This is a genomic window from Actinacidiphila sp. bgisy160, from assembly GCF_057707815.1.
This window is the reverse complement of sequence record NZ_JBYIQW010000004.1, coordinates 102,256-128,263: the sequence shown is the minus strand read 5'-3', so window position 1 is coordinate 128,263 and position 26,008 is coordinate 102,256. Positions and strand designations below refer to the sequence as shown.

Annotated in this window: 25 protein-coding genes and 1 pseudogene; 18 read left to right on the top strand and 8 right to left on the bottom strand. The window is 71.0% G+C overall.

Features of this window, described 5'->3' with window-relative positions; genetic code table 11:
* Window positions 1–109 precede the first annotated feature (109 nt).
* The 6 genes from ftsZ (at window position 110) to AC3EUJ_RS06225 (ending at window position 5,093) form a co-directional block, all read left to right on the top strand.
* Window positions 110–1,357, top strand: a complete 1,248-nt coding sequence (ftsZ, locus tag AC3EUJ_RS06250) for a cell division protein FtsZ (protein WP_431959953.1) — start codon at window positions 110–112, stop codon at window positions 1,355–1,357.
* A 15-nt stretch (window positions 1,358–1,372) separates the two neighbouring features.
* Window positions 1,373–2,113: a peptidoglycan editing factor PgeF gene (pgeF, locus tag AC3EUJ_RS06245; RefSeq protein ID WP_431960037.1), complete on the top strand. Its 741-nt coding sequence runs from the start codon at window positions 1,373–1,375 to the stop codon at window positions 2,111–2,113.
* A complete protein-coding gene (locus AC3EUJ_RS06240; protein WP_431959952.1) occupies window positions 2,106–2,846 on the top strand; it encodes a YggS family pyridoxal phosphate-dependent enzyme in 741 nt (246 codons plus the stop codon). The genes pgeF and AC3EUJ_RS06240 overlap by 8 nt, the downstream gene beginning before the upstream one ends.
* 63 nt (window positions 2,847–2,909) lie before the next feature.
* The gene (locus tag AC3EUJ_RS06235) at window positions 2,910–3,491 is read left to right on the top strand and encodes a cell division protein SepF (protein ID WP_431959951.1); all 582 of its coding nucleotides are present in this window, start codon (window positions 2,910–2,912) and stop codon (window positions 3,489–3,491) included.
* 62 nt (window positions 3,492–3,553) lie between these two features.
* Window positions 3,554–3,844: a YggT family protein gene (locus AC3EUJ_RS06230; RefSeq protein WP_018557120.1), complete on the top strand. Its 291-nt coding sequence runs from the start codon at window positions 3,554–3,556 to the stop codon at window positions 3,842–3,844.
* A 46-nt stretch (window positions 3,845–3,890) separates the two neighbouring features.
* A complete protein-coding gene (locus AC3EUJ_RS06225) occupies window positions 3,891–5,093 on the top strand; it encodes a DivIVA domain-containing protein (protein WP_431959950.1) in 1,203 nt (400 codons plus the stop codon).
* A 762-nt stretch (window positions 5,094–5,855) separates the two neighbouring features.
* Here AC3EUJ_RS06225 and ileS read toward each other — a convergent pair.
* The gene (gene ileS / locus AC3EUJ_RS06220; protein ID WP_431959949.1) at window positions 5,856–8,984 is read right to left on the bottom strand and encodes an isoleucine--tRNA ligase; all 3,129 of its coding nucleotides are present in this window, start codon (window positions 8,982–8,984) and stop codon (window positions 5,856–5,858) included.
* A 554-nt stretch (window positions 8,985–9,538) separates the two neighbouring features.
* On the opposite strand from ileS, the gene AC3EUJ_RS06215 reads away from it, so the two are divergent.
* The 5 genes from AC3EUJ_RS06215 to AC3EUJ_RS06195 all read left to right on the top strand — a co-directional run bounded on the left by AC3EUJ_RS06215 (window position 9,539) and on the right by AC3EUJ_RS06195 (window position 14,500).
* Window positions 9,539–10,765 (top strand): TraR/DksA family transcriptional regulator, encoded by a 1,227-nt coding sequence (locus tag AC3EUJ_RS06215; protein WP_431959948.1) that lies wholly within the window; start codon window positions 9,539–9,541, stop codon window positions 10,763–10,765.
* A 119-nt stretch (window positions 10,766–10,884) separates the two neighbouring features.
* Window positions 10,885–11,445 (top strand): signal peptidase II, encoded by a 561-nt coding sequence (lspA, locus tag AC3EUJ_RS06210; protein ID WP_431959947.1) that lies wholly within the window; start codon window positions 10,885–10,887, stop codon window positions 11,443–11,445.
* Window positions 11,446–11,503: 58 nt separating this feature from the next.
* A complete protein-coding gene (locus tag AC3EUJ_RS06205) occupies window positions 11,504–12,439 on the top strand; it encodes an RluA family pseudouridine synthase (RefSeq protein WP_431960036.1) in 936 nt (311 codons plus the stop codon).
* A complete protein-coding gene (locus AC3EUJ_RS06200) occupies window positions 12,432–12,869 on the top strand; it encodes a GNAT family N-acetyltransferase (RefSeq protein ID WP_431959946.1) in 438 nt (145 codons plus the stop codon). The genes AC3EUJ_RS06205 and AC3EUJ_RS06200 overlap by 8 nt, the downstream gene beginning before the upstream one ends.
* A 35-nt stretch (window positions 12,870–12,904) precedes the next feature.
* A complete protein-coding gene (locus tag AC3EUJ_RS06195) occupies window positions 12,905–14,500 on the top strand; it encodes a Na+/H+ antiporter (protein ID WP_431959945.1) in 1,596 nt (531 codons plus the stop codon).
* A 17-nt stretch (window positions 14,501–14,517) separates the two neighbouring features.
* On the opposite strand, the gene AC3EUJ_RS06190 is transcribed toward AC3EUJ_RS06195, so the two are convergent.
* Window positions 14,518–15,621 (bottom strand): mechanosensitive ion channel family protein, encoded by a 1,104-nt coding sequence (locus AC3EUJ_RS06190; RefSeq protein WP_431959944.1) that lies wholly within the window; start codon window positions 15,619–15,621, stop codon window positions 14,518–14,520.
* A 58-nt stretch (window positions 15,622–15,679) separates the two neighbouring features.
* On the opposite strand from AC3EUJ_RS06190, the pseudogene AC3EUJ_RS06185 reads away from it, so the two are divergent.
* The 3 genes and pseudogenes from AC3EUJ_RS06185 to AC3EUJ_RS06175 all read left to right on the top strand — a co-directional run.
* Window positions 15,680–15,790, top strand: a pseudogene (locus tag AC3EUJ_RS06185) (RNA-guided endonuclease TnpB family protein); the annotation flags it as partial.
* 73 nt (window positions 15,791–15,863) lie between these two features.
* Window positions 15,864–16,451 carry a dienelactone hydrolase family protein gene (locus tag AC3EUJ_RS06180; protein WP_431959943.1) on the top strand — a complete coding sequence of 196 codons (588 nt, stop codon included), beginning with the start codon at window positions 15,864–15,866 and terminating at the stop codon, window positions 16,449–16,451.
* Between the two features lie 51 nt (window positions 16,452–16,502).
* On the top strand, window positions 16,503–16,955 hold the full coding sequence (locus AC3EUJ_RS06175; RefSeq protein ID WP_431959942.1) for a hypothetical protein: 453 nt from the start codon (window positions 16,503–16,505) through the stop codon (window positions 16,953–16,955).
* On the opposite strand, the gene AC3EUJ_RS06170 is transcribed toward AC3EUJ_RS06175, so the two are convergent.
* Window positions 16,934–17,335, bottom strand: a complete 402-nt coding sequence (locus tag AC3EUJ_RS06170) for a hypothetical protein (protein WP_431959941.1) — start codon at window positions 17,333–17,335, stop codon at window positions 16,934–16,936. The two genes, AC3EUJ_RS06175 and AC3EUJ_RS06170, sit on opposite strands and share 22 nt — an antisense overlap.
* Before the next feature lie 45 nt (window positions 17,336–17,380).
* Window positions 17,381–18,001 carry a hypothetical protein gene (locus tag AC3EUJ_RS06165; protein ID WP_431959940.1) on the bottom strand — a complete coding sequence of 207 codons (621 nt, stop codon included), beginning with the start codon at window positions 17,999–18,001 and terminating at the stop codon, window positions 17,381–17,383.
* Window positions 18,002–18,090: 89 nt separating this feature from the next.
* Between AC3EUJ_RS06165 and AC3EUJ_RS06160 the strand changes: the two genes are divergently transcribed.
* Complete coding sequence (locus AC3EUJ_RS06160; protein ID WP_431959939.1) at window positions 18,091–18,699, top strand: helix-turn-helix domain-containing protein; 609 nt, start codon at window positions 18,091–18,093, stop codon at window positions 18,697–18,699.
* 351 nt (window positions 18,700–19,050) lie between these two features.
* On the opposite strand, the gene AC3EUJ_RS06155 is transcribed toward AC3EUJ_RS06160, so the two are convergent.
* Window positions 19,051–19,635 carry a GNAT family N-acetyltransferase gene (locus AC3EUJ_RS06155; RefSeq protein ID WP_431959938.1) on the bottom strand — a complete coding sequence of 195 codons (585 nt, stop codon included), beginning with the start codon at window positions 19,633–19,635 and terminating at the stop codon, window positions 19,051–19,053.
* A 595-nt stretch (window positions 19,636–20,230) separates the two neighbouring features.
* On the opposite strand from AC3EUJ_RS06155, the gene AC3EUJ_RS06150 reads away from it, so the two are divergent.
* Entirely contained in the window at window positions 20,231–20,683 is a 453-nt protein-coding gene (locus AC3EUJ_RS06150; protein ID WP_431959937.1) for a hypothetical protein, read from the top strand.
* 355 nt (window positions 20,684–21,038) lie between these two features.
* Here the strand turns inward: AC3EUJ_RS06150 and AC3EUJ_RS06145 are convergent, their stop codons facing one another.
* The 3 genes from AC3EUJ_RS06145 to AC3EUJ_RS06135 all read right to left on the bottom strand — a co-directional run bounded on the left by AC3EUJ_RS06145 (window position 21,039) and on the right by AC3EUJ_RS06135 (window position 23,797).
* Window positions 21,039–21,629 carry a DUF4240 domain-containing protein gene (locus AC3EUJ_RS06145; protein WP_431959936.1) on the bottom strand — a complete coding sequence of 197 codons (591 nt, stop codon included), beginning with the start codon at window positions 21,627–21,629 and terminating at the stop codon, window positions 21,039–21,041.
* A gap of 261 nt (window positions 21,630–21,890) precedes the next feature.
* Window positions 21,891–22,241, bottom strand: a complete 351-nt coding sequence (locus AC3EUJ_RS06140) for a hypothetical protein (RefSeq protein ID WP_431959935.1) — start codon at window positions 22,239–22,241, stop codon at window positions 21,891–21,893.
* Between the two features lie 1,019 nt (window positions 22,242–23,260).
* The gene (locus tag AC3EUJ_RS06135) at window positions 23,261–23,797 is read right to left on the bottom strand and encodes a VldE C-terminal domain-containing protein (RefSeq protein WP_431959934.1); all 537 of its coding nucleotides are present in this window, start codon (window positions 23,795–23,797) and stop codon (window positions 23,261–23,263) included.
* Between the two features lie 158 nt (window positions 23,798–23,955).
* Here AC3EUJ_RS06135 and AC3EUJ_RS06130 point away from each other — a divergent pair, with 158 nt between their 5' ends.
* Together AC3EUJ_RS06130 and AC3EUJ_RS06125 are read left to right on the top strand one after the other, a co-directional pair.
* Window positions 23,956–25,272, top strand: coding sequence for a DUF2252 domain-containing protein (locus AC3EUJ_RS06130; RefSeq protein WP_431959933.1), 1,317 nt, complete (start codon window positions 23,956–23,958; stop codon window positions 25,270–25,272).
* A gap of 62 nt (window positions 25,273–25,334) precedes the next feature.
* Entirely contained in the window at window positions 25,335–25,982 is a 648-nt protein-coding gene (locus tag AC3EUJ_RS06125; protein WP_431959932.1) for a hypothetical protein, read from the top strand.
* The last annotated feature ends 26 nt before the right edge of the window (window positions 25,983–26,008 follow it).

Below are 26,008 nucleotides of genomic sequence, written 5' to 3'. Positions count from 1 at the left end.
GCGGGACAGACATACTGGTAACCCTAAACCTCAGGGTTAGGGTTCGGATCGGCCGGCCTTCCCGACCGTCCCCACAGGTATACGTAACTCGAGGCGAGAGGCCTTCGACGTGGCAGCACCGCAGAACTACCTCGCAGTCATCAAGGTCGTCGGCATCGGCGGCGGTGGCGTGAACGCCATCAACAGGATGATCGAGGTCGGTCTCAAGGGCGTCGAGTTCATCGCGATCAACACCGATGCACAGGCCCTGCTGATGAGCGACGCCGACGTCAAGCTGGACGTCGGCCGTGAACTCACGCGTGGACTCGGTGCCGGGGCCAACCCGGACGTCGGCCGCAAGGCCGCCGAGGACCACCGCGAGGAGATCGAAGAGGTGCTCAAGGGCGCCGACATGGTCTTCGTCACCGCGGGCGAGGGCGGCGGGACCGGCACCGGCGGCGCTCCCGTCGTGGCCAACATCGCCCGGTCGCTGGGTGCCCTCACCATCGGTGTGGTCACCCGGCCCTTCACCTTCGAGGGGCGCCGCCGGGCCAACCAGGCCGAGGACGGCATCGCCCAACTGCGCGACGAGGTCGACACCCTCATCGTGATCCCCAACGACCGGCTGCTGTCCATCTCGGACCGCCAGGTGAGCGTGCTGGACGCCTTCCGCTCCGCGGACCAGGTGCTGCTCTCCGGTGTCCAGGGCATCACCGACCTGATCACCACCCCGGGTCTGATCAACCTCGACTTCGCCGACGTGAAGTCCGTGATGTCCGAGGCGGGTTCGGCCCTCATGGGCATCGGCTCCGCCCGCGGTGACGACCGCGCGGTCGCCGCCGCGGAGATGGCCATCTCCTCGCCGCTGCTGGAGGCGTCCATCGACGGTGCCCGGGGCGTGCTGCTCTCCATCTCCGGCGGTTCGGACCTGGGCCTGTTCGAGATCAACGAGTCGGCCCAGCTGGTCAGCGAGGCCGCCCACCCCGAGGCCAACATCATCTTCGGCGCGGTCATCGACGACGCCCTGGGCGACGAGGTCCGGGTCACCGTCATCGCGGCCGGTTTCGACGGCGGGCAGCCGCCGACCCGCAACCGCGACAAGGTGCTCGGCTCGTACTCCTCCCGCGAGGAGAGCTCCTCCCCGGCGCCGTTCCGTCCGGCCACCCCGCCCGCCGAGCCGGCTCGCCCCGCCTTCAGCGGCCTGGGCAGCGTCACCCAGCGTGAGGAGGAGCCGCTGGGGGCACCCCCCAGCCGCCAGGCCGGGGGAGAGCCGGTCGCCGAGGTGCCGGCCCAGCCGATCGCCCCGCAGGTTCCGCCGGCGCGTCCTTACCAGGACACCGCCGCCGAGGAACTCGACGTCCCCGACTTCCTGAAGTAAGCACAATCACACGTGATAACGCTCAACCACGCACATCCGGGCGGCGCCCACTTCGCCTTCACCGACAGGTGGGGCGGGGTGAGCGCCGCTCCGTACGACAGCCTCAACCTCGGCGGCGCGGTCGGTGACGACCCGGCCGCCGTCCGTTCCAACCGCGACATCGCCGCACGCGAGCTGGGCCTCGACCCCGCCCGCGTGGTGTGGATGAACCAGGTGCACGGCAATGACGTCGCCGTCGTCGCCGCCCCCTGGGCCGACGGGCGGGTCCCGGAGGTGGACGCCGTCGTCACCACCCGGCCCGGCCTCGCCCTCGCGGTGCTCACCGCCGACTGCGTCCCGGTCCTGATGGCCGACGTGCACGCCGGGGTGGTGGCCGCGGCTCACGCCGGCCGCCCGGGTCTGCTGGCCGGCGTCGTCCCCGCGGCGGTCGAGGCCATGGTCGGCCTCGGCGCCCGCGCCGAGCGGATCACCGCGATGACCGGGCCCTCTGTCTGCGGCGCCTGCTACGAGGTGCCCGAGTCGATGCGCGACGAGGTCGCCGCGGTGGTCCCCGAGGCCCGTGCCACCACCAGCTGGGGCACCCCCTCCCTGGACATCGCCGGCGGAGTGCACGCCCAACTCGCGCGGCTCGGCGTCCCGGTGGGTGATAAATCCCATATTTGTACGATGGAGTCCGGGGACCACTTCTCCTACCGCCGCGAGCGGACCACCGGACGACTCGCGGGTTACGTCTGGCTGGACGGACCGAGTGACTGACCGCACGCAAGAGCGAAGGGCCGAGCTGGCCGGCAACCTGGCCGCGGTCGAGGAGCGCATCGCCGCGGCCTGCGCGGCGGCCGGCCGGGCGCGGGACGAGGTGACCCTGATCGTGGTCACCAAGACCTATCCGGCGAGCGACGTGCGGATCCTGTCGGAACTCGGCGTCCGCCAGGTCGCGGAGAACCGCGACCAGGACGCCGCCCCCAAGGCGGCGGCCTGTGCCGACCTCCCGCTGACCTGGCACTTCGTGGGGCAGTTGCAGACGAACAAGGTGCGCTCGGTGGTGCGCTACGCCGACGTCGTCCACTCGGTCGACCGCCCCCGGCTGGTCGACGCGCTCTCCGCGGCCGTCATGAAGTCCGAGCGGGCCGACCGCGAGCTCGGCTGCCTGGTCCAGGTCGCGCTGGACGCCGAGTCCGGGACGCAGGGCTCCCGCGGCGGAATCGCACCGGATGCCGTCGAAGGGATCGCCGAAGCCGTCGCCGCCGCTCCCGGGCTACGCCTCGACGGACTGATGACGGTCGCACCGCTGGCGGGGCTGTACGCCGGTCAACCCCGCGCCGCCTTCGATCGGCTGGCGGAAATCGCATCCTGCCTGCGCGCGGCGCATCCGGCTGCAAACATGGTCTCGGCAGGGATGAGCGCGGACCTCGAAGAGGCCATCGCCGCCGGTGCGACACACGTACGCATCGGTAGCGCGGTACTCGGAGTCCGGACCGGGCTCGGGTAACGTCACCAAACAAGTCGGACCACACAAAAAATATGGTCTTTCCCCGCTGAGAGGACGCAGAGCATGGCCGGCGCGATGCGCAAGATGGCGGTCTACCTCGGCCTCGTGGAGGACGACGGGTACGACGGCCCGGGATTCGATCCCGACGACGAGTTCGAACCCGAACCCGAGCCGGAGCGCTCCCGCCGACCGCACCAGTCCCACCAGCCACCACATCAGGCACAACCGGAGGAACCGGCACGCCTCGTGCACGCTCCGGTCCCCCGGGAGCCACGGATCGCCCCAGTGGCATCCATCACACAAGAACGCCATAGCCTGGAGAAGAACGCACCGGTGATCATGCCTAAGGTCGTGTCGGAACGAGAGCCGTACCGGATCACGACACTCCACCCCCGGACGTACAACGAAGCCCGTACGATCGGGGAACACTTCCGCGAGGGCACGCCGGTGATCATGAATCTGACGGAGATGGACGACACGGACGCGAAGCGACTTGTCGACTTTGCCGCCGGGCTGGTCTTCGGGCTGCACGGCAGCATCGAGCGGGTGACGCAGAAGGTCTTTCTGCTGTCGCCTGCTAACGTCGATGTCACGGCGGAGGACAAGGCCCGCATCGCCGAAGGCGGGTTCTTCAATCAGAGCTGAGATACACAACCGTACGAAACCGGCCGCGAGGCCCATGAACGAGCAGGGGAGAGGGAAGCGCGATGGACATCGCACTCCAGGTGCTGTGGATCGCGCTGATGTGTTTCCTGCTTGTCCTGATCTTCCGGTTGGTGATGGACTATGTTTTCCAGTTCGCTCGATCGTGGCAGCCAGGGAAGCCCATGGTGGTCGTCCTGGAGGCCACCTACACTGTCACCGATCCGCCACTCAAGCTTCTGCGGCGGTTCATCCCGCCGCTGCGTCTCGGGGGCGTGGCGCTCGACCTGTCCTTCTTCGTATTGATGATCATCGTGTACATCCTGCTCACCGTCGTAGGGGGCTTGCGAGGATGACCGATGCGGGCTCCCGATATGTCGACGATCACGTTGAGGTGAAGAGATGCCACTGACCCCCGAGGACGTGCGGAACAAGCAGTTCACGACCGTCCGCCTCCGAGAAGGCTATGACGAGGACGAGGTGGATGCCTTCCTCGACGAGGTCGAGGCGGAACTGACCCGACTGCTCCGTGAGAACGAGGACCTGCGGGCCAAGCTGGCCGCGGCGACCCGTGCCGCCGCCCAGAACCAGCAGCAGGGCATGCGCAAGCCCGAGCCGCAGGACGGCCGCGGTCCCGGGGCCCCCGTGCCCGCCGCCATATCAGGACCGCAGCCGGTGCCGCCCCAGCAGATGGGCGGCCCCGGTCCCCAGGGACCCGGCAGTGGCCTCGCCCTGCCCGCCGGGCCCAGTGCTCAGCAGGGCCCCGGTCCGATGGGCCAGGGTCCGATGCAGGGCGGCCCCATGGGTCAGGGTCCGATGGGGCAGGGTCCGATGCAGGGCGGCCCCATGGGTCAGGGTCCGATGGGGCAGGGTCCGATGCAGGGCGGCCCCATGGGTCAGGGCCCGATGGGCCAGGGTCCGATGGGCCAGCACCCCATGGGTGGTCCCGGTCACCCGATGCAGCAGCAGGGCCCCGGTGGCGACAGCGCCGCCCGTGTGCTCTCGCTCGCCCAGCAGACGGCCGACCAGGCCATCGCCGAGGCGCGCGCCGAGGCGAACAAGATCGTCGGCGAGGCCCGCAGCCGTGCCGAGGGCCTGGAGCGCGACGCCCGCGCCAAGGCCGACGCCCTTGAGCGGGACGCTCAGGAGAAGCACCGCGTCGCCATGGGCTCCCTGGAGTCCGCCCGCGCGACGCTGGAGCGGAAGGTCGAGGACCTGCGCGGCTTCGAGCGCGAGTACCGCACGCGCCTGAAGTCGTACCTGGAGAGCCAGCTGCGTCAGCTGGAGAACCAGGCCGACGACTCGCTCGCCCCGCCGCGCACCCCCGCGGCCGCGTCCCTCTCCTCCGGTTCCGGCGCAATGGGCGGCGGCACCATGGGCGGCGGCATGGCCACGGCCGGTGCCGGCACCATGGGCGGCGGCCAGACCTACGGCGGCCAGGGCATGGGCGGCCACGGCGGCCCGAACCCGACCTACGGCGGTCAGCAGCAGATGTCCCCGGCCATGACGCAGCCGATGGCACCGGTCCGGCCGCAGGGCCCGGCGCCGCTGCAGCAGGCGCCGACGCCGATGCGTGGGTTCCTGATCGACGAGGACGACAACTAGTCGCCGGCGCGACCGCAGCGCCATAGGGCCGGGCCCCCAGGGAAACGCTTCCCTCGGGGGCCCGGCCCTTGCGCGTGGGGGCGGCCCGGTTGCTTGTGTGCGGGTGCGTTGTGGTTTCTGTCGGGGGTTCCCCCGCCCTCCCGCCCGATTGCCCGGCGCGGTTGGTGGGGTATCGCGCGTACGTTGTGGGGTCGGGGCCGCGCCGGCGCACGTCCTCGACGCTCGCGGTGTGCGCCCCACATCCTTGGCGCCGGGTCCGCCGCTCGTCTCCCCCCGGCCTTCGGCCAGGGGGAGCACCCCGCCGCACCCCCTCCCTGTTGCGCGGGCGCAGGGTGTCCAGTTGATGGGTGCGCCGGACAGGTGCGGTGCCCCCGGACTGCCTTCTGGCCCCCACCGGCCGTTGGTCGCCGTCGATTCGGAGGGGGTGGGGCCGTAGGGGTGGGCGTTCTGGACGCTGACGTGTATTCGATGTGCGGCACAGACGGCACCGACGAGTGGTGCCCGCCATGCACATGAATATGCGGTACGGAATGCCCACCCCGCAGGCCCCGCCCCCGGCCCACCCAGCCACAGAGCGAGGCCCGCACCAACCGTGCCGGGCAATCGGGAGGGAGGGCGGGGGAGAGACCCGATCCCGGTCACAAACGCCCCGCAGACAACGACGGGCCGCAAGCAAGGGGCACCCCGGGCACACAGACGGCTGCGCCGTCGTCCGCCGGGGCGGACGACGGCGCAGCCGTCACGCGCGGGCCCCCCGGAGGGTTACCGCTTGCGGAGGTGGAACGTCAGGCCGAGCGCCTCGTCGGTGAAGGCGGGGCCGTAACCCTCCTCCGGGGCGCCGGAGGAGAAGTCCGTCGCGAGGACCTCGTCCGCCACGAGCCGCGCGTGCTCCGCGAGTGCCTCCGCCAGTTCCGCGTCGGCCGCGGCCCAGCGCAGCGCGATGCGGTCCGCGACGTCCAGGCCGCTGTTCTTGCGGGCCTCCTGGACGAGCCGGATGACGTCACGGGCCAGGCCCGCCCGGCGCAGCTCCGGGGTGATCTCGAGGTCGAGCGCCACGGTCGCGCCGGAGTCGGACGCGACGGACCAGCCCTCCCGCGGGGTCTCCGTGATGATCACTTCCTCCGCCGACAGGGCGACCGGCTCGCCGTCCACGACCACCGACGCGTTGCCCTCGCGCAGCGCCAGCGACAGCGCCGCCGCGTCGCAGTCGGCGATGGCCTTGGCGACGGCCTGGACGCCCTTGCCGAAGCGCTTGCCGAGGGCGCGGAAGTTGGCCTTGGCCGTGGTGTCGACCAGGGAGCCGCCGACCTCGCTCAGGGACGCCAGGGAGGCGACGTTGAGCTCCTCGGCGATCTGCGCCCGCAGCTCCTCGCCCAGCGCCTCGAAGCCCGAGGCGGCCACCAGGGCCCGCGAGAGCGGCTGGCGGGTCTTGACCCCGGACTCGGCACGCGTGGCGCGGCCCAGCTCCACCAGACGGCGCACGAGGGCCATCTGGTGGGACAGGACGGGGTCGACCAGCGCCACGTCCACCGTGGGCCAGCTCGCCAGGTGCACCGACTCGGGGGCGCCCGGGGTGACCGGGACGACAAGGTCCTGCCAGACGCGCTCGGTGATGAACGGCACCAGCGGCGCCATCAGCCGGGTCACGGTCTCTACGACGTCGTGCAGGGTGCGCAGCGCCGCCTTGTCGCCCTGCCAGAAGCGGCGCCGCGAGCGGCGCACGTACCAGTTGGACAGGTCGTCGACGAAGGACGAGAGCAGCTTGCCCGCGCGCTGGGTGTCGTACGACTCCAGGGCGTCGGTGACGTCCCGCACCAGCGTCCCCAGCTCGCCCAGCAGCCAGCGGTCCAGCAGCGGGCGGTCGGCCGGGGCCGGGTCGGCCTCGCCCGGGGCCCAGCCGGAGGTGCGGGCGTACAGGGCCTGGAAGGCGACCGTGTTCCAGTACGTCAGGAGGGTCTTGCGGACGACCTCCTGGATCGTGCCGTGGCCGACCCGGCGGGCCGCCCAGGGCGAGCCGCCGGCCGCCATGAACCAGCGCACGGCGTCGGCGCCGTGCTGGTCCATGAGCGGGATGGGCTGGAGGATGTTGCCCAGGTGCTTGGACATCTTCCGGCCGTCCTCGGCGAGGATGTGACCCAGGCAGACCACGTTCTCGTAGGCGTTCCGGTCGAAGACCAGGGTGCCGACCGCCATCAGCGTGTAGAACCAGCCGCGGGTCTGGTCGATCGCCTCGGAGATGAACTGCGCCGGGTACGTCCCTTCGAAGAGCTCCTTGTTCCGGTACGGATAGCCCCACTGCGCGAACGGCATGGAGCCCGAGTCGTACCAGGCGTCGATGACCTCGGGCACGCGCACGGCCTGGGCGGAGCACTGCGGGCACGCGAAGGTGACGTCGTCGATGAAGGGGCGGTGCGGGTCGAGGCCGGTCTGGTCGGTGCCGGTCAGCTCCGACAGCTCGGCCAGCGAGCCGACGCAGGTGAGGTGGTTCTCCTCGCAGCGCCAGATGGGCAGCGGCGTGCCCCAGTAGCGGTTGCGGGACAGCGCCCAGTCGATGTTGTTGTTGAGCCAGTCGCCGAAGCGGCCGTGCTTGACCGCCTCCGGGTACCAGTTGGTGCGCTCGTTCTCGCGGAGCAGGGCGTCCTTGACCGCGGTCGTGCGGATGTACCAGGACGGCTGCGCGTAGTAGAGCAGCGCGGTGTGGCAGCGCCAGCAGTGCGGGTAGCTGTGCTCGTACGGCAGGTGCCGGAAGAGCAGCCCGCGCGCCTGCAGGTCGTCGACGAGGGCCTCGTCGGCCTTCTTGAAGAACTGGCCGCCGACGAGCTCCAGGCCCTCCTCGAAGGTGCCGTCGGGGCGCACCGGGTTGACCACGGGCAGGCCGTAGGCGCGGCAGGTCTTGAGGTCGTCCTCACCGAAGGCGGGCGCCTGGTGGACCAGGCCGGTGCCGTCCTCGGTCGTCACGTACTCGGCGTTGACGACGAAGTGCGCGCCCTCCATCTCCACCAGGGCGAAGGGCCGTTGGTAGGACCAGCGCTCCATCTCGCGGCCGGTGAAGCTCTGCCCGGTGGCCTCCCAGCCCTCGCCGAGCGCCTTGTCCAGCAGTGGCTCGGCGACGACCAGCTTCTCCCGGCCGTCGGTCGCGACGACGTAGGTGACGTCGGGGTGGGCGGCGACCGCGGTGTTGGAGACCAGGGTCCAGGGGGTGGTCGTCCACACCAGGAGTGCGGCCTCGCCCGCGAGCGGGCCGGAGGTGAGCGGGAAGCGCACGTAGACCGAGGGGTCGACCACGGTCTCGTAGCCCTGCGCCAGCTCGTGGTCGGACAGGCCCGTGCCGCAGCGCGGGCACCAGGGTGCGACGCGGTGGTCCTGGACCAGCAGGCCCTTGTCGAAGATCTGCTTCAGCGACCACCAGACGGACTCGATGTACTCCGGGTCCATGGTCCGGTAGGCGTCGTCGAGGTCCACCCAGTACCCCATGCGGGTGGTCAGCTCGGCGAAGGCGTCGGTGTGCCGGGTCACGGACTCACGGCACTTGGCGTTGAACTCGGCGATGCCGTACGCCTCAATGTCCTTCTTGCCGGAGAAGCCCAGCTCCTTCTCGACGGCGAGCTCGACCGGCAGTCCGTGGCAGTCCCAGCCGGCCTTGCGGGTCACGTGGTGGCCCTGCATCGTCTTGAAGCGCGGGAAGACGTCCTTGAAGACGCGGGCCTCGATGTGGTGGGCGCCGGGCATGCCGTTGGCGGTCGGCGGGCCCTCGTAGAAGACCCACTCCGGCCTGCCCTCGGTCTGCTCCAGGGAGCGGGCGAAGACCTTGTTCTCCTGCCAGAACGCGAGCACCTCGTGCTCCAGCGCGGGCAGGTCGACCTGGGCGGGGACCTGGCGGTACTGCGTCATCGGATCTGCCTCCGGCGGACACGTTCGCGTGCGTATTCCGTCGGAGGGACGAGAGCACGTGCTGCCACTGCTCCCGCGGTACCACCCTCCTTGGCTGCGGACGGGCCCTCGCGGGCTCGCTCCGCAACCCCCTCATTGGGGTCGCGCTGCCGGGTCTACTCGCCCTTGCGGGCTTTCTTCCGGCGGCTCCGGGGTGATCTTCACGTCGCGCTGGCCCCCGGGCTTCCACCGTCCCCGGGTCGCTATGGGCTGCGTACGGCGCTACTCGTCCCCTTCCACGCCTTTCGCTCCGCCCAGTGTAAGGGGCCGCGGGGCGCGGTGTCGGCCGGGTTTCGGCGGCGGCCGGTGTGACCCGAATGGCCCGGTCCGCACCCTGTTACCCGTTGGTACCGGAATACCTCGCGGAGAGCTGGGCACAACGGATGCAGACCTGCCTCCCGACCCGGCGCGGCAGGCGAATCCGGCGGCGTGCCCCGTTGCCGCGGGCCCGGAGCCGATTTATCGTTCCGGCACGATTCGCGAGCAAGATCACAATATGTGAAGGGGCCTCGGCCATGGTGGCGAAGAAGACCACCGTCACGAAGAAGACGACGGCGAAGAAGACGGCACCGGCGGCCGCCCCCGCGGCCCGCAGGAACGCCGCGCCCGCCGCGCGGAAGGCCGCGGCCAAGCGCCCGGCCAAGGCCGCGTCCCCCGCTCGCAGGAAGACCGCCACGGCCGGCGAAGGAGCGGCCGAGGCCGGGCGGGCCCCCGAGAAGCGGGCGCTCCCGGTCACGTCCGTGCCGCCCAAGAAGGCCGCACCGTCCACCAGGACCGCCGCGAAGAAGGCGGCGGACGGGAAGAAGGCGCCCGCGAAGAAGGCTGTCGTACCCAAGGCGGCACCCGCCGCGAAGAAGGCCGCGGCAGCCGCCGCGGGAAAGACCGCGGCCAAGGCCGCAGGAAAGAAGGCGGCCGTGGCGGAGGAGACGACGGCCAAGGCGGCGTCCGCGCGGAAGACCACGGGACGTACGGCGAGGAAGACCGCGCCACCCGCCAGGAAGACGGTGACGGCGGCCGAGAAGCCCGCGAAGGCGCCGGCCGCGGCGAAGAAGGCCGCACCGGCGAAGAAGGCCGCACCGGCGAAGAAGGCCGCCAGGACCGTCAAGACCACCAAGACCACCGGCACGACCGCGGCGGCCGCACCCGCCGGGACCACGAAGTCCGTGACCACGAAGACCGGCACGACCGCCCGCGCGGCGGCGAAGACCACGAAGGCCGCGAAGGCCACGAAGACGGGAGCCAAGAAGGTGGCAGCGAAGAAGACGGCGGCCGGGTCGGCCGCGGCAGGGGCGTCCGCCTCCCCGGTCCCCACGGCCCGAATCGCCGAGGCGGCGGGTGCCGTCGCCGCGGGCGACCTGGCGGTTCGTCCGGACGAGGAGCCGTGGTCCGAGGAGGAGGTGGACGCGGCGCGCGCCGAGCTGCTGGCCGAGATGGACCGGCTTCGGTCCGAGATCTCCACCTCGGAGGACGCCATCACCGGGCTGCTGCGCGACTCGGGCGACGGTGCCGGCGACGACCAGGCCGACACCGGCACCAAGAACATCACGCGCGAGCACGAGATGGCGCTGGCCGCCAACGCGCGCGAGATGCTCGCGCAGACCGAGCACGCGCTGGAGCGGCTGGACTCCGGCACGTACGGGCTCTGCGAGTCCTGCGGCAAGCCGATCGGCAAGGCGCGGATGCAGGCCTTCCCCCGTGCGACGCTCTGCGTGGACTGCAAGCAGCGCCAGGAGCGCCACTGACCATGGGCACGGGGAATCGCGGGGCCCGGGTCCCCGCAGCCCCGCTGTTCGGACGTATGTGCCGTAACCTCGTCTGCGTCAGGATCCGGACTGGCGCAGATCAGGGCTGAAGGACTCACATGGCGAAGGCACAGGAGACCGCGGCGGACACGGCCGAGGAGCCGACCGGCGGTACGGACGAGGTCACCGGCAGGGGGCCGCGGCGCATCGCCGTGCTCCTCGGCGTCGCGGCGCTCGCGTACGTCCTCGACCTCCTCTCCAAGATCTGGGTGGTGACCAGCCTCGAGGGGCACGAGCCCATCGACGTGTTCGGCAGCTACCTGCGCCTGGAGGCGGTGCGGAACGCCGGCGCGGCCTTCGGCTTCGGCCAGGGCATGACCATCGTCTTCACGGTGATCGCGGTCACGGTGGTGGTGGTGATCGCCAGGATCGCCCGCAAGCTGCACAGCGTGCCGTGGGCGATCGCGCTGGGGCTGCTGCTCGGGGGTGCCTTCGGTAACCTCACGGACCGCGTGTTCCGCGCGCCGGGCTTCCTGCAGGGGCACGTGGTCGACTTCATCGCGCCGACCCACTTCGCGGTCTTCAACCTGGCCGACTCGGCGATCGTCTGCGGCGGCGTCCTGATCGTCCTGTTGTCCTTCCGCGGTCTCGACCCGGACGGAACCGTCCACAAGGACTGAGCCGGGAGCCGGGCGGCGAGGGACGCCCCGCGGATCCGGCATACTCGATCAGGTGAGTATGCCTGCCGAAGTTCGGTCCCTCCCTGTTCCCGAAGGCCTCGAGGGCGAGCGTGTCGACGCCGCCATCGCCCGCATGTTCGGTTTCTCGCGGACCAAGGCGGCCGAGCTGGCCGCCGCCGGGAAGGTGACGATCGACGGCAGCGAGGCCGGCAAGTCCGACCGGGTCTCGGGCGGTGCCTGGCTCGAGGTCGAGATGCCCGCGCCGCCCCGCCCGGTGGAGGTCGTCGCCGAGCCGGTGCCCGGCATGCGGATCGTGTACGACGACGACCACGTGGTCGTGATCGACAAGCCCGTCGGCGTGGCCGCCCACCCCAGCCCCGGCTGGACCGGCACCACCGTCATCGGCGGCCTGGCCGCCGCCGGCTACCGGATCTCCACCTCCGGCGCCGCCGAGCGCCAGGGCATCGTCCACCGGCTCGACGTCGGCACCTCAGGCCTGATGGCCGTCGCCAAGTCGGAGATCGCCTACAGCGACCTCAAGCAGCAGTTCCGGGAACGCACCGTCGACAAGCGCTACCACGCGCTGGTCCAGGGCCACCCGGACCCGCTCAGCGGCACCATCGACGCCCCGATCGGCCGTCACCCGAACCACGACTACAAGTGGGCCGTGACCGCCGACGGCAAGCCCAGCGTCACGCACTACGACCTCGTCGAGGCGTTCCGCGCGGCCTCCCTGCTCGACATCAAGCTGGAGACCGGCCGCACCCACCAGATCCGGGTCCACATGGCCGCCCACCGCCACCCCTGCGTCGGCGACCTCACCTACGGGGCCGACCCCACCCTCGCCAAGCGGCTGAAGATCGGCCGCCAGTGGCTGCACGCCGTCCGCCTGGGCTTCTCCCACCCCGAGGACGGCCGCTGGGTGGAGTTCGAGAGCCCCTACCCGGACGACCTGCAGTACGCCCTCGACACCGTGCGAGCCGACAGTGTCTGAGAACTACCAGGTGCGGGTCGCAGCCGACCCGGACGACCTGAAGGCGTACTACGCGGTACGGCACGAGGTCTTCGTCATCGAGCAGCAGGTCCCCGCCGATCTGGAGTACGACGCCCATGACGCCGACGCCGTGCACGTCCTGGCCACCGGCCCCGACGGAGCCCTCGGCGCCGGCCGGCTGCTGCTCGGCGAGGACGGCACCGGCATCCTCGGCCGGCTCGCCGTGACCGGCGCATCCCGCGGGCTGGGCATCGGCGTGGCCCTGGTGCGCGCCATCGAGGACGAGGCCCGCAAGCACGGCCTGTCCGCCGTCGAGTTGCACGCCCAGACCCACGCCGTCGGCTTCTACGAGCGCCTCGGCTACACGTCCTTCGGCGAGGAGTACGAGGAGGCGGGCATCCCGCACCTCTCGATGAGGCGCGTGCTCTGACCGGGCCGGGGCGGCCGGCATGCCACGCTAGGGGTGTGGATCAACTCGCGCTGTTCTTCGCCCTGATGCTCGCCGCCATCGTCATGGTGCCGCTGGGTGACCGGACGGGGCTGCCGTCGCCCGTTCTGATGACTCTGCTCGGGGTCGTGCTGGCCCTCCTGCCGTTCGTGCCGAACGTCCAGATCAACCCCGAGCTCATCCTGCCACTCGTGCTGCCGCCGCTGCTCTACGCCTCCGTACAGCGCACGTCCTGGCGGCAGTTCGCCGCCAACAAGAAGGCCATCTTCCTGCTGGCCGTCGCCCTGGTGCTGATCACCACCGCGGCGGTGGGCGCCATCGCCAACGCCATCGTCCCCGGCATCTCGCTGGCCGCGGCCCTCGCGCTCGGCGCGCTGGTCGCCCCGCCCGACCCGGTGGCCGCGACGGCCGTCGCCGGACGCCTCGGCCTGCCGCGCCGCATGGTGTCGACCCTGGAGGGCGAGGGGCTGTTCAACGACGTCACCGCGATCGTCGTCTACAACGTGGCCGTCGCCGCGGCTGTGACGGGCTCCTTCTCCTGGCCGGAGGCGTTCGGCGAACTGCTGCTGTCGGCGGTCGTCGCGGTCGCCGTCGGTGTCGTGCTGGGCTGGACGGCCTCCAAGCTGATGGGGGTCGTGGGCGACCCGACCCTGCAGATCGGGCTCTCGCTGCTCGTCCCCTTCGCCTCGTACGCGATCGCCGACGAGGCGCACGGCTCGGGCGTCCTGGCCGTGCTCACCACGGCGCTGTTCCTCGCCGAACATGCCAGCGACGCCGACGACGTGACCGGACGACTGGTCGGCGCCACCTTCTGGGAGGTCGTCGACACACTCGTCACCGGCGTCGCCTTCGGCCTGATCGGTTTGGAGCTGCACAACGTCTTCGGTGTCGGCGCCGGCCGCTGGGGCACGATGGTCAGCCACGCGGCGATCGTCGTCGGCGCGGTCGTCCTCGTACGGCTGGCCTACCTGATGCCGGCCGCCGCGGTGACCAAACGGCTGCACAAGCGGCGCGACCTCGACGAGGACATCCCGTTGTCCTGGCGCGAGACCGTCGTCATGTGGTGGTCCGGGATGCGCGGCGTGGCGTCCGTCGCCCTGGCGCTGGCCATCCCGCACACCACGGAGACCGGCGAGCCCTTCCCGGCGCGGGACGAGATCCTCTTCATCGCGTTCTCCGTCGTCCTCGCCACCCTTGTGCTGCAGGGACTCACTCTTCCGCAGGTCGTCAAGCGACTCGGGGTGAGCAGCGACACCCAGGTGGAGCACGACATGGAGATGATGCTCGCGCTGCGCGCCATGGCGGCCGCCAAGCAGCGGCTGAGGGAGGTCGAGGAGACCGAGGACTTCTCCGAGGAGGTCTCCGAACTCCTGCACCGCCGCGCCTTCGACGTCGGGGCCCGGATCTGCCCCGACATCGTCGACGACGAGAAGCGCGAGCGGCACACCGCCCGCGTGGGCCGCATCAGGACCGTCGAGCGCGTCCAGCGCGACATGCTCTCCGCCGCGCGGCACGAGGTCCTCGCCGCCCGCAGCGAGCCCGGCTACGACCCCGAGATCGTCGACCGGGTACTGCGTCAGCTCGACGTGCGCAGCCTGCGCGTGTCGCGGTAGGCGGTGCGGTTTGTTCCCTACCGGGCCCCGGGGCCGGGACCGACGTCCTCGGCCGCGGGCGTGGCCTGCTCCCGGTCCGGGGCCTCGGCCAGTCCGGGGGCGATGGCGGTGTTGATGCGCGGCAGCGCGTACGGGTGCTCGCGGCGCAGCCAGTCGATCATGTGCTCCCGCACCACACAGCGCACCGTCCAGATGTCGTCCGCGTCCTTCGCCGTGGCCAGGGCGCGCACCTCGATCGTCGACGGGGTGGTGTCCGTCACCACCAGGCCCCAGGCCCGGCCGTCCCACTGCTCGCACTCCTTGAGGACGTCGTGGAGGTGCTCGCGCATCAGGTCGACGGGCGTGGCGTGGTCCAGGTGGAAGTAGACGGTACCGGTCATCCGGGCGTTGCCGCGGGACCAGTTCTCGAAGGGCTTGCTGGTGAAGTACGAGACCGGCATGGTGATCCGCCGCTCGTCCCAGGTGCGGACCACGAGGTAGGTGAGGGTGATCTCCTCCACCGTCCCCCACTCGCCCTCCACGACCACCGCGTCGCCGATCCGGACCATGTCCCCGAAGGCGATCTGCAGCCCCGCGAAGAGGTTGCCCAGCGTCGACTGGGCGGCGATGCCCGCGACGATGCCGATCAGCCCCGCGGAGGCCAGCATCGAGGCGCCGAAGCCGCGCATCGCGGGAAAGGTCAGCAGCATGGCCGCGACCGCCACCACGCCGACGACCGCGGTGACCACCCGCTGGATCAGCGTCACCTGCGTCCGTACCCGCCGCACCCGAGCCGCGTCCTGCGCGGCGGAGGCGTACCGCGAGTAGGACGCCTCCACGATGGCCGCCGCGACCCTGACGACCAGCCAGGCACAGGCCCCGATCAGTACCAGCGTCAGCAGCTGCCCGATCCCGCGGGTGTGGCCGCGGGCCAGGTGCGCCTGTTCGTACGAGCCGCGCAGCAGCGAGCCGCAGATCACCAGCTGGAGGGGCAGGCGCGCGCGCCGCAGCAGGTTCCACAGCGGGGTCTCCCGGTGCCGGGCGTCCGCCCGGCGCAGCGCGTGGTCCACGGCCCAGCCCACGGCGAGCGTCACAATGAGGGAGCCGCCCACCACGCCGAGCGGCCGTATGACGGAATCCATCAATCCTCCTGGCAAGGGGACGTCCACCTGTTCGTCAAGCACGACCCGAGGTCTTCAGCGTCAGGCCACGCCGCGCCGTCCGGGCAGGGCGTTCCAGGCGTTCTTCCGCAGGGTCAAGGCCGGGCAGACCCCGGGCTACCCACGCTTCAAGGGCGTCGGGCACTTCGACGGTGACGGGGGGCATGATGGAGCCCGTACCCGACCGTGCGCCGATCATGGGAAGTGAAATTGTGACCTCGGGCATGACCATCGTGCTGTTCCACTCGGCCTACGGACTCCGTCCGGCCGTGCACGCCGCCGCCGACCGGCTGCGCGCGGCCGGCCACGAGGTGCACGTTCCCGACCTCTACGAGGGCCGCACCGCGGAGACCGTCGAGGAGGGCATGGCCATCAAGGACGAGATCGGCCGCGACGAGCTGCTGATGCGCGCCGTCACCGTCTCCGGGCCGCTCTCCGAGCGCGGCCTGGTCTACGCCGGGTTCTCGCTGGGCGGCTCCATCGCGCAGAACCTCGCCCTCGCCGACGCCAAGGCGCGGGGCCTCCTGCTGCTCCACGGCACCTCCGACATCGCCGACGACGCCACCACCGACATCCCCGTGCAGCTGCACGTCGCCGAACCCGACCCCTTTGAGCCGGACGACTGGCTGAACGCCTGGTACCTGCGCATGCGCAAGGCCGGCGCCGACGTGGAGGTCCACCGCTACCGCGGCGCCGGCCACCTGTTCACCGACCCGGACCTCGATGACTACGACGCGGAGGCGGCGGAGCGCGCCTGGGCGACCGCCCTGGACTTCCTCGCCGACCTCGCGGCGGAGGCGGATGACGCGTAACGCCCATGTGAGCGGGAGCCGTTGTCAGTGCCCGCTGAGATCATCCGGGACATGGGTGTTCTCTACGGGTACTACTCCGCCGCCGACGACAAGGACGCCGCCCGCGCCGTGGTCCGCGAATTCCACCACGCCGAGGGCGGCGGCCGCGACCAGCACGTGACCCAGGGCATCGACCCGGTGGTGGAGTTGCTCCCCGCGGAGGTGCTCATCACCGGCCGCGCCCCTGAGGACGTGCGCTCCGATCCGCGCCGCGGCGCCCTGGTGGGAGTGGCCGGTGAGGGCAGAGTGGTCGCCGTCTCCCTCACCGACAGCTTCCGCGACGCGCTCGCCGCCTTCGACGTGGACCTGCTGGACGACGTCGCCATGGGGTGGTCCCGCACTTCCGGAGGCCTCCACGGCGTGCACGGACCGGACGTCCTCGGGCCGTTCCTCAAGGAGCTCGCCGGGCTGGCCGGCCGCGCGTCGGCCGACGGACGGCGTCTCTACTGCTGGATACGCCCCTGAGCCGCGTCGGCCACCTCGGCCACCTCGGCCACCTCGGCGGCGTCGGCCGGGCCGGCCCGGCGCGGCCCGGCCGACGCGGCGAGCAGCAGGAGCGCGGCCGAAGGCAGGAACAGGTACATCGCGATCGCCGCGCCGATGACGGACCAGGCGACCAGCGCCAGTGCGATGACGACGCAGGCCTGGGCGAAGACCCTGGGGAAGCGCCCCAGGAGCGGCGGCAGCGTCAGGGGCACCACGGTCAGCACGAAGAAGCCGCCGTAGTAGCTGTCCAGCCCGTAGAGCAGTCCGGGCACCGCAGCGGCGAGCGCCCCCATCGCGAGCACCCACTGCCGGCGCGCGATCCCCAGCCGTACCTCCGGCCGCCCCGACCCAGCCCTCATGGCCGCCCCTTCCCCCTGGCGAACACCGCTTTGAACGCGTTCAACCTAGCGGATCGCGGCCCGGCTCAGTACCAGCGGCTGAACGCGGCGGCGCCGAGACCGGACCGGGCGGCGTGACGGAGCACGCGCAAGGGCGCGTCGAGCAGTTCCGCGGCGCCGAAGTCCGCGTCGCCCACGACGCGCATCCAGTCGGCCACGCGGGCGAGGACCTCCTCCCGCCGGGTGCCGGACGTCCAGGGCCCGCTCGACCCGGGGGAGTGCCGCCACCACTTCGTCGTGGGTCAGCAGGAACTCGCCGAATCTGCCGGGCAGCAAGGCTGTGGCTCCGGGGCCGAGCGCGTACACGAGCGCCGCGACCGGGCTCGCCTTGCGGGCGGCGACGGCGAACGGGCCGTCGCCGCCGGTCCGCGGCATGAGGTCCATGAGCTCGTCCTGCAGCGTCAGCGTCGGCTGGTCGTCCTCGGCGGCGGTCGCGCAGTGGACGAGTTCGGCGAACCGCAGCACGGCCGGGGCGTCCGCCAGGAAGCGCTGCCCGGCACCGCCCGCCGGCAACAACTCCTCTTCTCCGGTGGCGTGCGGGGACGTGTGCCCGGACAGCGCACGTGCCCGCGCCCGTGCCTCGTCGTCGGGGACGGCCCCGACCACCCAGACGCCCGTCACACTCACGGCCCCCACCTCCCTCCCGGCTCGGCTCCGACCGTATCCGCCGGCAGGGTTCGTTGCCGTTCCCGGGACGGCCGGGGTGGAATGGGCGGATGGAAGACCTGTCCCCGATCGCCGCAGCCCTGGCGGAGGTCGGCCCCCGCCTCAAACGCCTGCGCAAGGAGCGGGGTGTCACCCTGGCCGCGCTCTCCGCGGCCACCGGCATCTCCACGAGCACCTTGTCCCGCCTGGAGACCGGCGGGCGCCGCCCCAGCCTCGAACTCCTCCTTCCGATCGCCCAGGCCCACCGCGTGCCGCTGGACGAACTGGTCGGCGCCCCCGAGGTCGGCGACCCCCGGGTACGCCTCGAAGCCCGCCGCGTGAACGGCCGTACCGTCCTGCCCCTGACCCGGCAGCCGGGTTCGCCGCAGGCCTGGAAGGTCGTCGTCGCCGCGGGCCAGTGCGAGCCCGACCTTCGCGTCCACGAGGGCTACGAGTGGCTGTACGTGCTCTCCGGACGTCTGCGGCTCCTGCTGGGCGAGCGCGAGGTCGTCCTCGGCGCCGGCGAGGCCGCGGAGTTCGACACCCGGATGCCGCACTGGTTCGGCAGCGCCGGCGACCAACCCGTCGAGATCCTCAGTCTCTTCGGCCGCCAGGGCGAGCGCATGCACGTCCGCGCCAGGCCCGGCCGGAGGGAAGGGGCCGGCGGCGGTGCCGACTGAGGTCCCGCTGGTGCCGTCGCAGGGACGCGTTGACCGCGCATTCCCTGTCCCGGTGACCTCCGTCGAAACGGGGGAGAGACGGGTGGAAACGATGGGGGAACCAGGGGTCACTCGCGTCCGTCCCCATCCACGACAAGCTCCGGGCTGATCCGGCGGAAGCCCGACTCCACATCCTGCACAGGGTCGCGCCGCTGACGGTGCTCGGGCTGCTCGCGACCGGCACGTGGCACGACGAGAGTGTCCGCCGGCACCCGGCGAGCGGACGGGCCGCGCTCGTCGCCGCCGTCGCCACGCCGGTGACTCGGCCGGCGGGCCGTGTTCCACACCAGCGCAGCCTGTCCGGCGGGTTGGTCAGGCGCCGAACTCGAGACGAAAGCTCAACTGGGCCCCCACCTCTCGAAATCCGAGCGCGCCCGCGACCCTTCGGGACGGCTCAGGCCGAGCTCTCCATTGAGGCAGGAGACCCGCATCGAGAGCATGAGCCACTGCCGCGGAGGCCACGGTCCTCGCCAACCCACGGCCGCGGCGCTGCGGTGCCGTCAGTACCGACACATGAGCCGTGCCCCCGGGCCAGATCCGGTATCCCGCTGCGGCCACGGCCTCGCCGCCGTCGAGGATGACGAACGCGGGCGAGGAGATCTCACCCAGGCCGCTTTCGCCGGCGTCTTCGTGCCCCGCTGTCGCGAGCAAAGCCAGCACGTCAGGGTGTTTCACTGACAGACGCGCCACCGCGTGGTCCGTGGACACAGGACGGAACTCCACGTCAGACACGTAGGCGAGCGTGGCCGGACCCAGCACCTCGGCGACGGGCAGTACCGTCCGGAGCGCATCCGCCCGGACGAGGGTGTCCGGGGGAATACCAGCGGTGGCTTTGCGGAGCAGTACGGCAGCCTCGGCTGTCGGAACCGTGAGAATCCCTGCTGCGCCCAGCACCACGACCCCACACCACGAAGGGGGACACAACGCCGACCCCGGTGAGACGACCACGTCGGCAGCGGAGCGTCTGAATTCAGCGGGTGCGCAGGCCAATTCCCGCCACATGGCTCGAGCGCGAGCCATCAGGTCGTCAGGCATCCCTGCATCCTGCCATCGGAGCGCCGCGGAGGCGGGGAGCAGGGTGAGACGATGGGTCTCCTGCCGGACCTCGCCGCTCACTTGTCCCCGTGTTGCCCGGCTGACCCGCGCCCGTTCCACATGCGTGGGGGTCGACGCGGACGGGATGACAGCGGGGCAGGCTGTGGCTGGGGTGCGTGTCCCCCCGCGTGCCCGACCTGTCGGGAAGCCGGGGGGAACCACGAGGCGTTACAGGAAGGCTCCGACCCAGGTCAGCGAAGGTGCAGGTGCTCGGACCACGGCAGCTCCCGCCCACAGTCTCTCCGTGCCGACCTTCGCTGCCGGGCGCACGGGATCGTCACCGCGAAGTGGGTCCCGGCCCTGGTTGACACCAGGACTTGAACGCGTTCAAGATGATGTCCGCCGTCTACGTGGGGCGCCGCTCCCGGGCGTGTGCGAGACACGAGAGGCGGGGCGTATGGCTGTCGACCGGCATCAGCGGATACGACGTGCGTTCACGGGCGCTGCGTTGGGAGGCGCGGTGACATTCCTGTTGGCCTCCTGCTCCGGCTACTACCCGGTCGAGGTCGACACCGTTGATCAGCTGACGGGCGTGTGGTCGGACTGGAGCGGGGCCACAGTCGAGTTCAAGGACGGCGGCACGTTCACAGCCAAGGGCTTCGACAAGGCGGAGGTCGTCCGGGAGTGTCCGGGCGTCGCCGACGTGCAACATGGAACCTGGTCTCCCTCCGGAACGTCCGGCACGGTCACCTTCGACGGCGTGGACTGCGACGGCATGAAAGTGGCCTTCTACGGCTCCCCGAGTTCCTTCGTCGCCTGCTTCACTCGGGACGAGACTTCCGGGGGGTGCACGCACGAATTCAGCCGGCAGGCTGATCCGAGTGGTCCCGGTCGCGAACCGACTACGTGATCGCCACGTCACGGGACCTGTGCGGGACGACTCGTCAGCCGGAGGGCGAATCATGCGCTTGAACTGCATCGACATAGAGAATCGAACCGGCCTCCGGAGCCGTGCGTGCTGAGGCGTCATGTTTCTCCACGACCTCCGAACCCAGCAGGGCCCCTGCTCAGAGCACCCGAGTTACGGCCGTGCCCGATGATGTCGCGCAAGTCTTCACGCGGGAGGCGGACGTGCGGATCGAGGTTCGGGACCTCGGGGGAGAAGTCGTCATCGAGGCAAATGCGGCGCAGCCTCAATCTTCCAAACTGGGGCTCCGGGCCATGTTCGTCCCCGGTCAGCCCGCAGCCCCCAACGCACCGGGATCTCATGTCCCGATGGCGAGCGGGAAGGCGCTGCTCAACCTCGGCAGTTTGCGGCTTGCTTCCTCTTCATCGCGGACGTCCCAACGCTCGCCGGCGGGGTGTCGGGGCTCCGCATCACTACTCGCCCGGGCCTTCACGGCGTCATAGAACGCATCGCCGCAGTCGCCGGATTCTCCTGCCACCAGCTCATGGGCTTCCAGCGCAACGTAATCGAGCGACTCCCATCCCGGCCAAGCACCGCCCCACTCGCTCCGAGGAAGCCCCACCAGACGCCGGACCTCAGGCGTGCGGGCCAGGGCGTCAGGATCGGCCACCGCGCGTTCGAAAGCCTCGCGCCCCAGCCCCACCATCCAGAGACCGAAATAGCAGAAGCCGTCGTCCGAACACCAACCGCCGAAGATCCGCTCTGCGGCTGCCACCAGATCCCAAGTGAACGCATCCGCAGTCACCTGATTCAGGCATACCTGAAACTCCACGATCTCCGCCGGTGACCTCTGCGCCAACTCGCCGCGCAGCCACTCAAGCCGATCATCCTGACTCAGGGCTTGCTGTCGGCACGCCTCGATGAGAGTCCAGAAGGGATCAACGTCCACGTGGGCACTTTGCCAGGCGCCTCTGACAAGACCTGTCGGGGCCTGCCCCTGAATCGTGCAGTCCTTCCCAGGCGTCGTGCCCCTGGCGTGCCCGATCGCACGGGAAACCGCGGGGAACTACGGTGCCATCGAGCACGAAGAAGGGGCGCCCCCGTGTCTTGGGGCACCCCTTCTGTCCAGCGCCTTCGCCGGCCATTGCGGAGAGTGTGGGATTTGAACCCACGGTGACATCGCTGCCACGACGGTTTTCAAGATCGTGTATTAGCTTTGGACCGGAGCCCGACGCTCGTATCCGAGGATGTCGTGGACCCAACGATCGAAGTACTCGGCTTCGGCCTGTTGGTCACCCTCGATGGTCAGCCACTCACGGGCCGCCGTGACCATGTGCGCCTCAGCTTGATCCGTTTCCGTGGGCCGGAGCTCGACCCAATCCGTCAGCGCACCCCAGATGAGATGCAGCGAAATGCCTGCTTCGTCTCCGTCAGGCCCAGGCCACTCACCCATAGCGAGACGCCAAATCTCCAACGTCCGGTCGTACGGTGAAGCATCGCCCTCCAGCATGGCCGCCGCTTGCGCTCTGACCGCTACGCGAAACGCCTCGGAGTCCTCCATGCCTAGAGAGTAGGTGACGTGATCCCCTAGCTTGCACGGCAGAAAATCGCGTAGAAGCCACACCGCTACACCTCAGCCCGGGCCGTCTCTGGGCCGTCCGACGTAGCCAACGACGACAGATGACGACAGTCGCCGACGGCCCTTCCCCTGCTCAGGGGCGGTGCTCCGATCACCGGCGCAGGTGCTCATCCCCGAACGTCAGTTGTGGAAGAACTGATCTCGCTGCGGTACAGGGTGGGACGTAAAGTCGGCGCGTGACGTGCGAGCGTGGGGAGACAGGCTCTCCCGGCTGGGTCTACAGCTGGGCCGACGGTACAGGCCTGCTCGGGATGGACAAGCCAGCGGAAGTAGATGCGGCTTTTGACCGCGGGGAGCCTCACGTCGGAGTAGCCGTGATCGGCCTTGCCCTCAATCACTCCGATCCCCTTGCCATCCTTCCCAGGGTCGCCCGCGCTCTCCGCTCGGACTCGGAAGAGCTGCGCCGGCAGGGCACGATCGCTCTAGCGCACGTTGCACGTCTGCACCGCACGGTCGATGCCGAGTGCCTGGCCCTCTTGCGAGCCCGCACCAGGGGCAACGAAGCCGACGACGATCTCTGGTCGTTTGTCCCGCACCGTCACTTGCCGGTCTGGCTCTGGCGTCACCACCTGCCCCAGTACGTGAAGTGGCTACTCTGGAGCCGTTGGCGATCTTGACAGCCCGGCACGCGCCCGACCGCGATGGAGTTCCCTGGACCGTGCCACTCTCGTGCCAGAACGGTCGGGGCCTCACGGGGAACCAGGGTGCGCAAGGGTACGTGCTGCCAGACTCCGCCCAGGACAAGGAACCCCAGGTCAGGACCAGAACCGCCCCACCTCGCTCCTAAAGCGGGTGTCGCCCTGCAAGTTGAACACCGTCGCGGGGCCGTCCCTGGGCCGTGGGAGGTGGACCAGTGCTGACCAACGTTGACAACCAGTGACGGCATCAACGCTGGTCAGCGGGCCGTTCCGTCCGAAGCTGCAGCTCAGTTAGGCAGCGGCTCAGTAGACCGATATGTGCACGTGGTCGAAGTGGTTCTGCGTGATGGATCCGCGGTCCTCCATCAGCTTCCAGCCCTGCTGCGGGAGCCGGCTGGACCAGATGTGCTGTTCGTAGATGACGTACCAGATGCCGTATTCGTCCGCGTGCTCGCGGACCCAGGCCACGATGTCCTCGCCCAGGGCGTCGGGCTTGCCGGTGGCCTTCTCGCCGGCGGGCATGAGCATGAAGTCGCAGGCGCGGCCCAGGGGGTGTTCGCCGCCGCCGGCGATGCCGCCCTCCTCGCGGTAGCAGCCAGGGGCGCCCTTGAGACCGCGGGGGCCGAACTCCTTGACGACGGCGTCGCGGACGGTCTCCATGCGGGCGGTGATGTGCTGCGGCCCCCGGGGTTGCTCCTTCGGCCAGTTGGCCGCGCGGACCTGCGCGGAGAGCGTGGGCCACGCTATGGCGGCCAGTGCGAGGCCGCCGATCAGCAGCAGCCCGAATATGGTGCGCCGCCGGCCGCGACGCGCGGTGTCCCGCCCCCTGGTGGTGTTCATCGCAAGCCAGAACGCGCGACGGTGGCCGGAAGTGCCCGCTTGAACGCGGTGCGACGGTGACGCGAACGACACCCCGCCCGGGGTCGTCCCCGGGCACGCGAGCGTACGCTCCTGCGTTGACCCGGCAGACACGGACCAGCCCAGGAGGCACAGCACCGATGGCCACAGGCATGACGACGGACGAAGAGCGCGGCGAGCGGATCCTCGAGGTCTTCGGCACCGCGTTCGGGGAGCTGCTGGCCGCCGATCCGGCCGCGTTCCGGGTCAAGTTCCGCAAGATGGCGGCGTCGGCGTTCGCCTTCTACCGGGGCACCGCGTGCCTTTACTACGCCGACCTGGCCGACGCCGAGGACGGCAGCCCGTTCCTGGACGAGCGCACGTCCCGGGTGTGGATCCACGGCGACCTGCACGCCGAGAACTTCGGCACGTACCTGGACGCCAACGGCCGCCTGATCTTCAACGTCAACGACTTCGACGAGGCCTACGTCGGCCCGTTCACCTGGGACCTGCAGCGCTTCGCCGCCTCCGTAGCCCTGATCGGCTACGGCAAGGCCCTGGCCGACGACGTGATCTCCGGCCTGGTGCGCAGCTACGCCACGGCCTACCGCGGGCGGATCCGCGCCCTCGCCCGGGGCGAGGCGGTCCCGTCGCTGACGCTGGACTCCGCGCAGGGCCCGCTGCTGGACGCGCTGCGCCACGCCCGCTCGCAGACCCGGTTCGGGCTGCTGGACTCGATGACGGAGATCCGTGCCTGGGACCGCCGCTTCACCGCGGGAGGTGGCGCCGTGGAACTGGACGGCGGCACCCGCGAGAAGGTGCTGCGGGCCTTCGAGGCGTACCTGGACACGCTGCCGGAGACCAGCCGGATCAACCCGGACAGCCACCGGGTCAAGGACGTCGTGGGCCGGCGCGGCGTGGGCATCGGCAGCGCGGGCCTGCCCTCGTACAACATCCTCCTCGAGGGCCACACCGACGCCCTGGAGAACGACGTCGTGATCTACATGAAGCAGGGGCAGACCCCGGCGGTCTCCCGGCACATCACGGACCCGGCGGTGCGCGCGTACTTCCGCCACGAGGGTCACCGCACCGTGATCTCGCAGCGCGCGCTGCAGGCGCACGCCGACCCGTTCCTGGGCTGGACCGAGCTGGACGGCGTCGGCCAGCTGGTCGCCGAGGTGTCGCCTTACGCGGTGGACCTGGACTGGTCGGACATCGACGACCCGGAGCAGATCGAGGGCGTCGTCGCGGACCTCGGCCGGGCCACCGCCGGGATGCACGCGGCGGCGGACGACGAGAGCGGGCACTCGCTGGTGCCGTTCTCCACTGAGGACGCCATCGACGCGGCCATCGCGCGGGACGAGGAGGGCTTCACCGAGTCGCTGGTGGAGTTCGCCCACTCCTACGGCGCCCGGGCCCGCGCCGACCATCAGGTCTTCGTGGACCTGTTCCGCAACGGCCGCATCCCGGGGCTGTGATCCCGGGCCCTTGTTCCGGGGTTTAGGCATTGCTTACCCACCGGCATGGCACACTCTGCGCCATGGAAGGGACCGGACCCCGGCTGAGGGCACTGCGCGCGGGATGCTTCGCCGCGCTGTGCGTGACGCTGTCCGCGACCGCCCACATCATGCTCTCGCGGGAGCCCCTGCCGATGACGACCACGGCGGGGGCCTTCGCGGCCGTCTTCGCGGTCGCGTACGCGCTCGGCCGCCGCGAGCGCGGCTACTGGCCGATCGCCGGCCTGCTCGTCCCGCTGGAACTGGCCGTCGACACGCTGTTCACCGCGGGCCGGCACACCTGTTACGGCCCCGGCGGCGGGCCCGTCACCGGCTCGTGGCGCTCGATCAACGAGGTGCTGGTCTGCCACGGTGACGTCGGCGGCTCGCTCGCCGCCACGGCGCCGCAAGGGTCCGGCCCCACCACCTCCCCGTGGCTGCTGCTCCTGGCGCACGTCTGCGTCGGCCTGGTCGCCGCCGGGTGGCTGCGGTGTGGTGAGGACGCGCTGCACCGCCTGCTGCGCGCCGCCTTCCGGCCGCTGCTCGTCGCGGTGGCCGTCTTCCGGGCGGCCGGGCCGCTCGGCACCACCCGCCCCGGAGCGGCCGGGCCCGCGGCCGCCGCGCCGCCGCTGCCCCTGCTCCTGCACTCCGTCCTACGGCGAGGGCCGCCCGCCCGCCTCGGCTTCCGCTGAGCACGGCGCACCATCCCTCACCCACG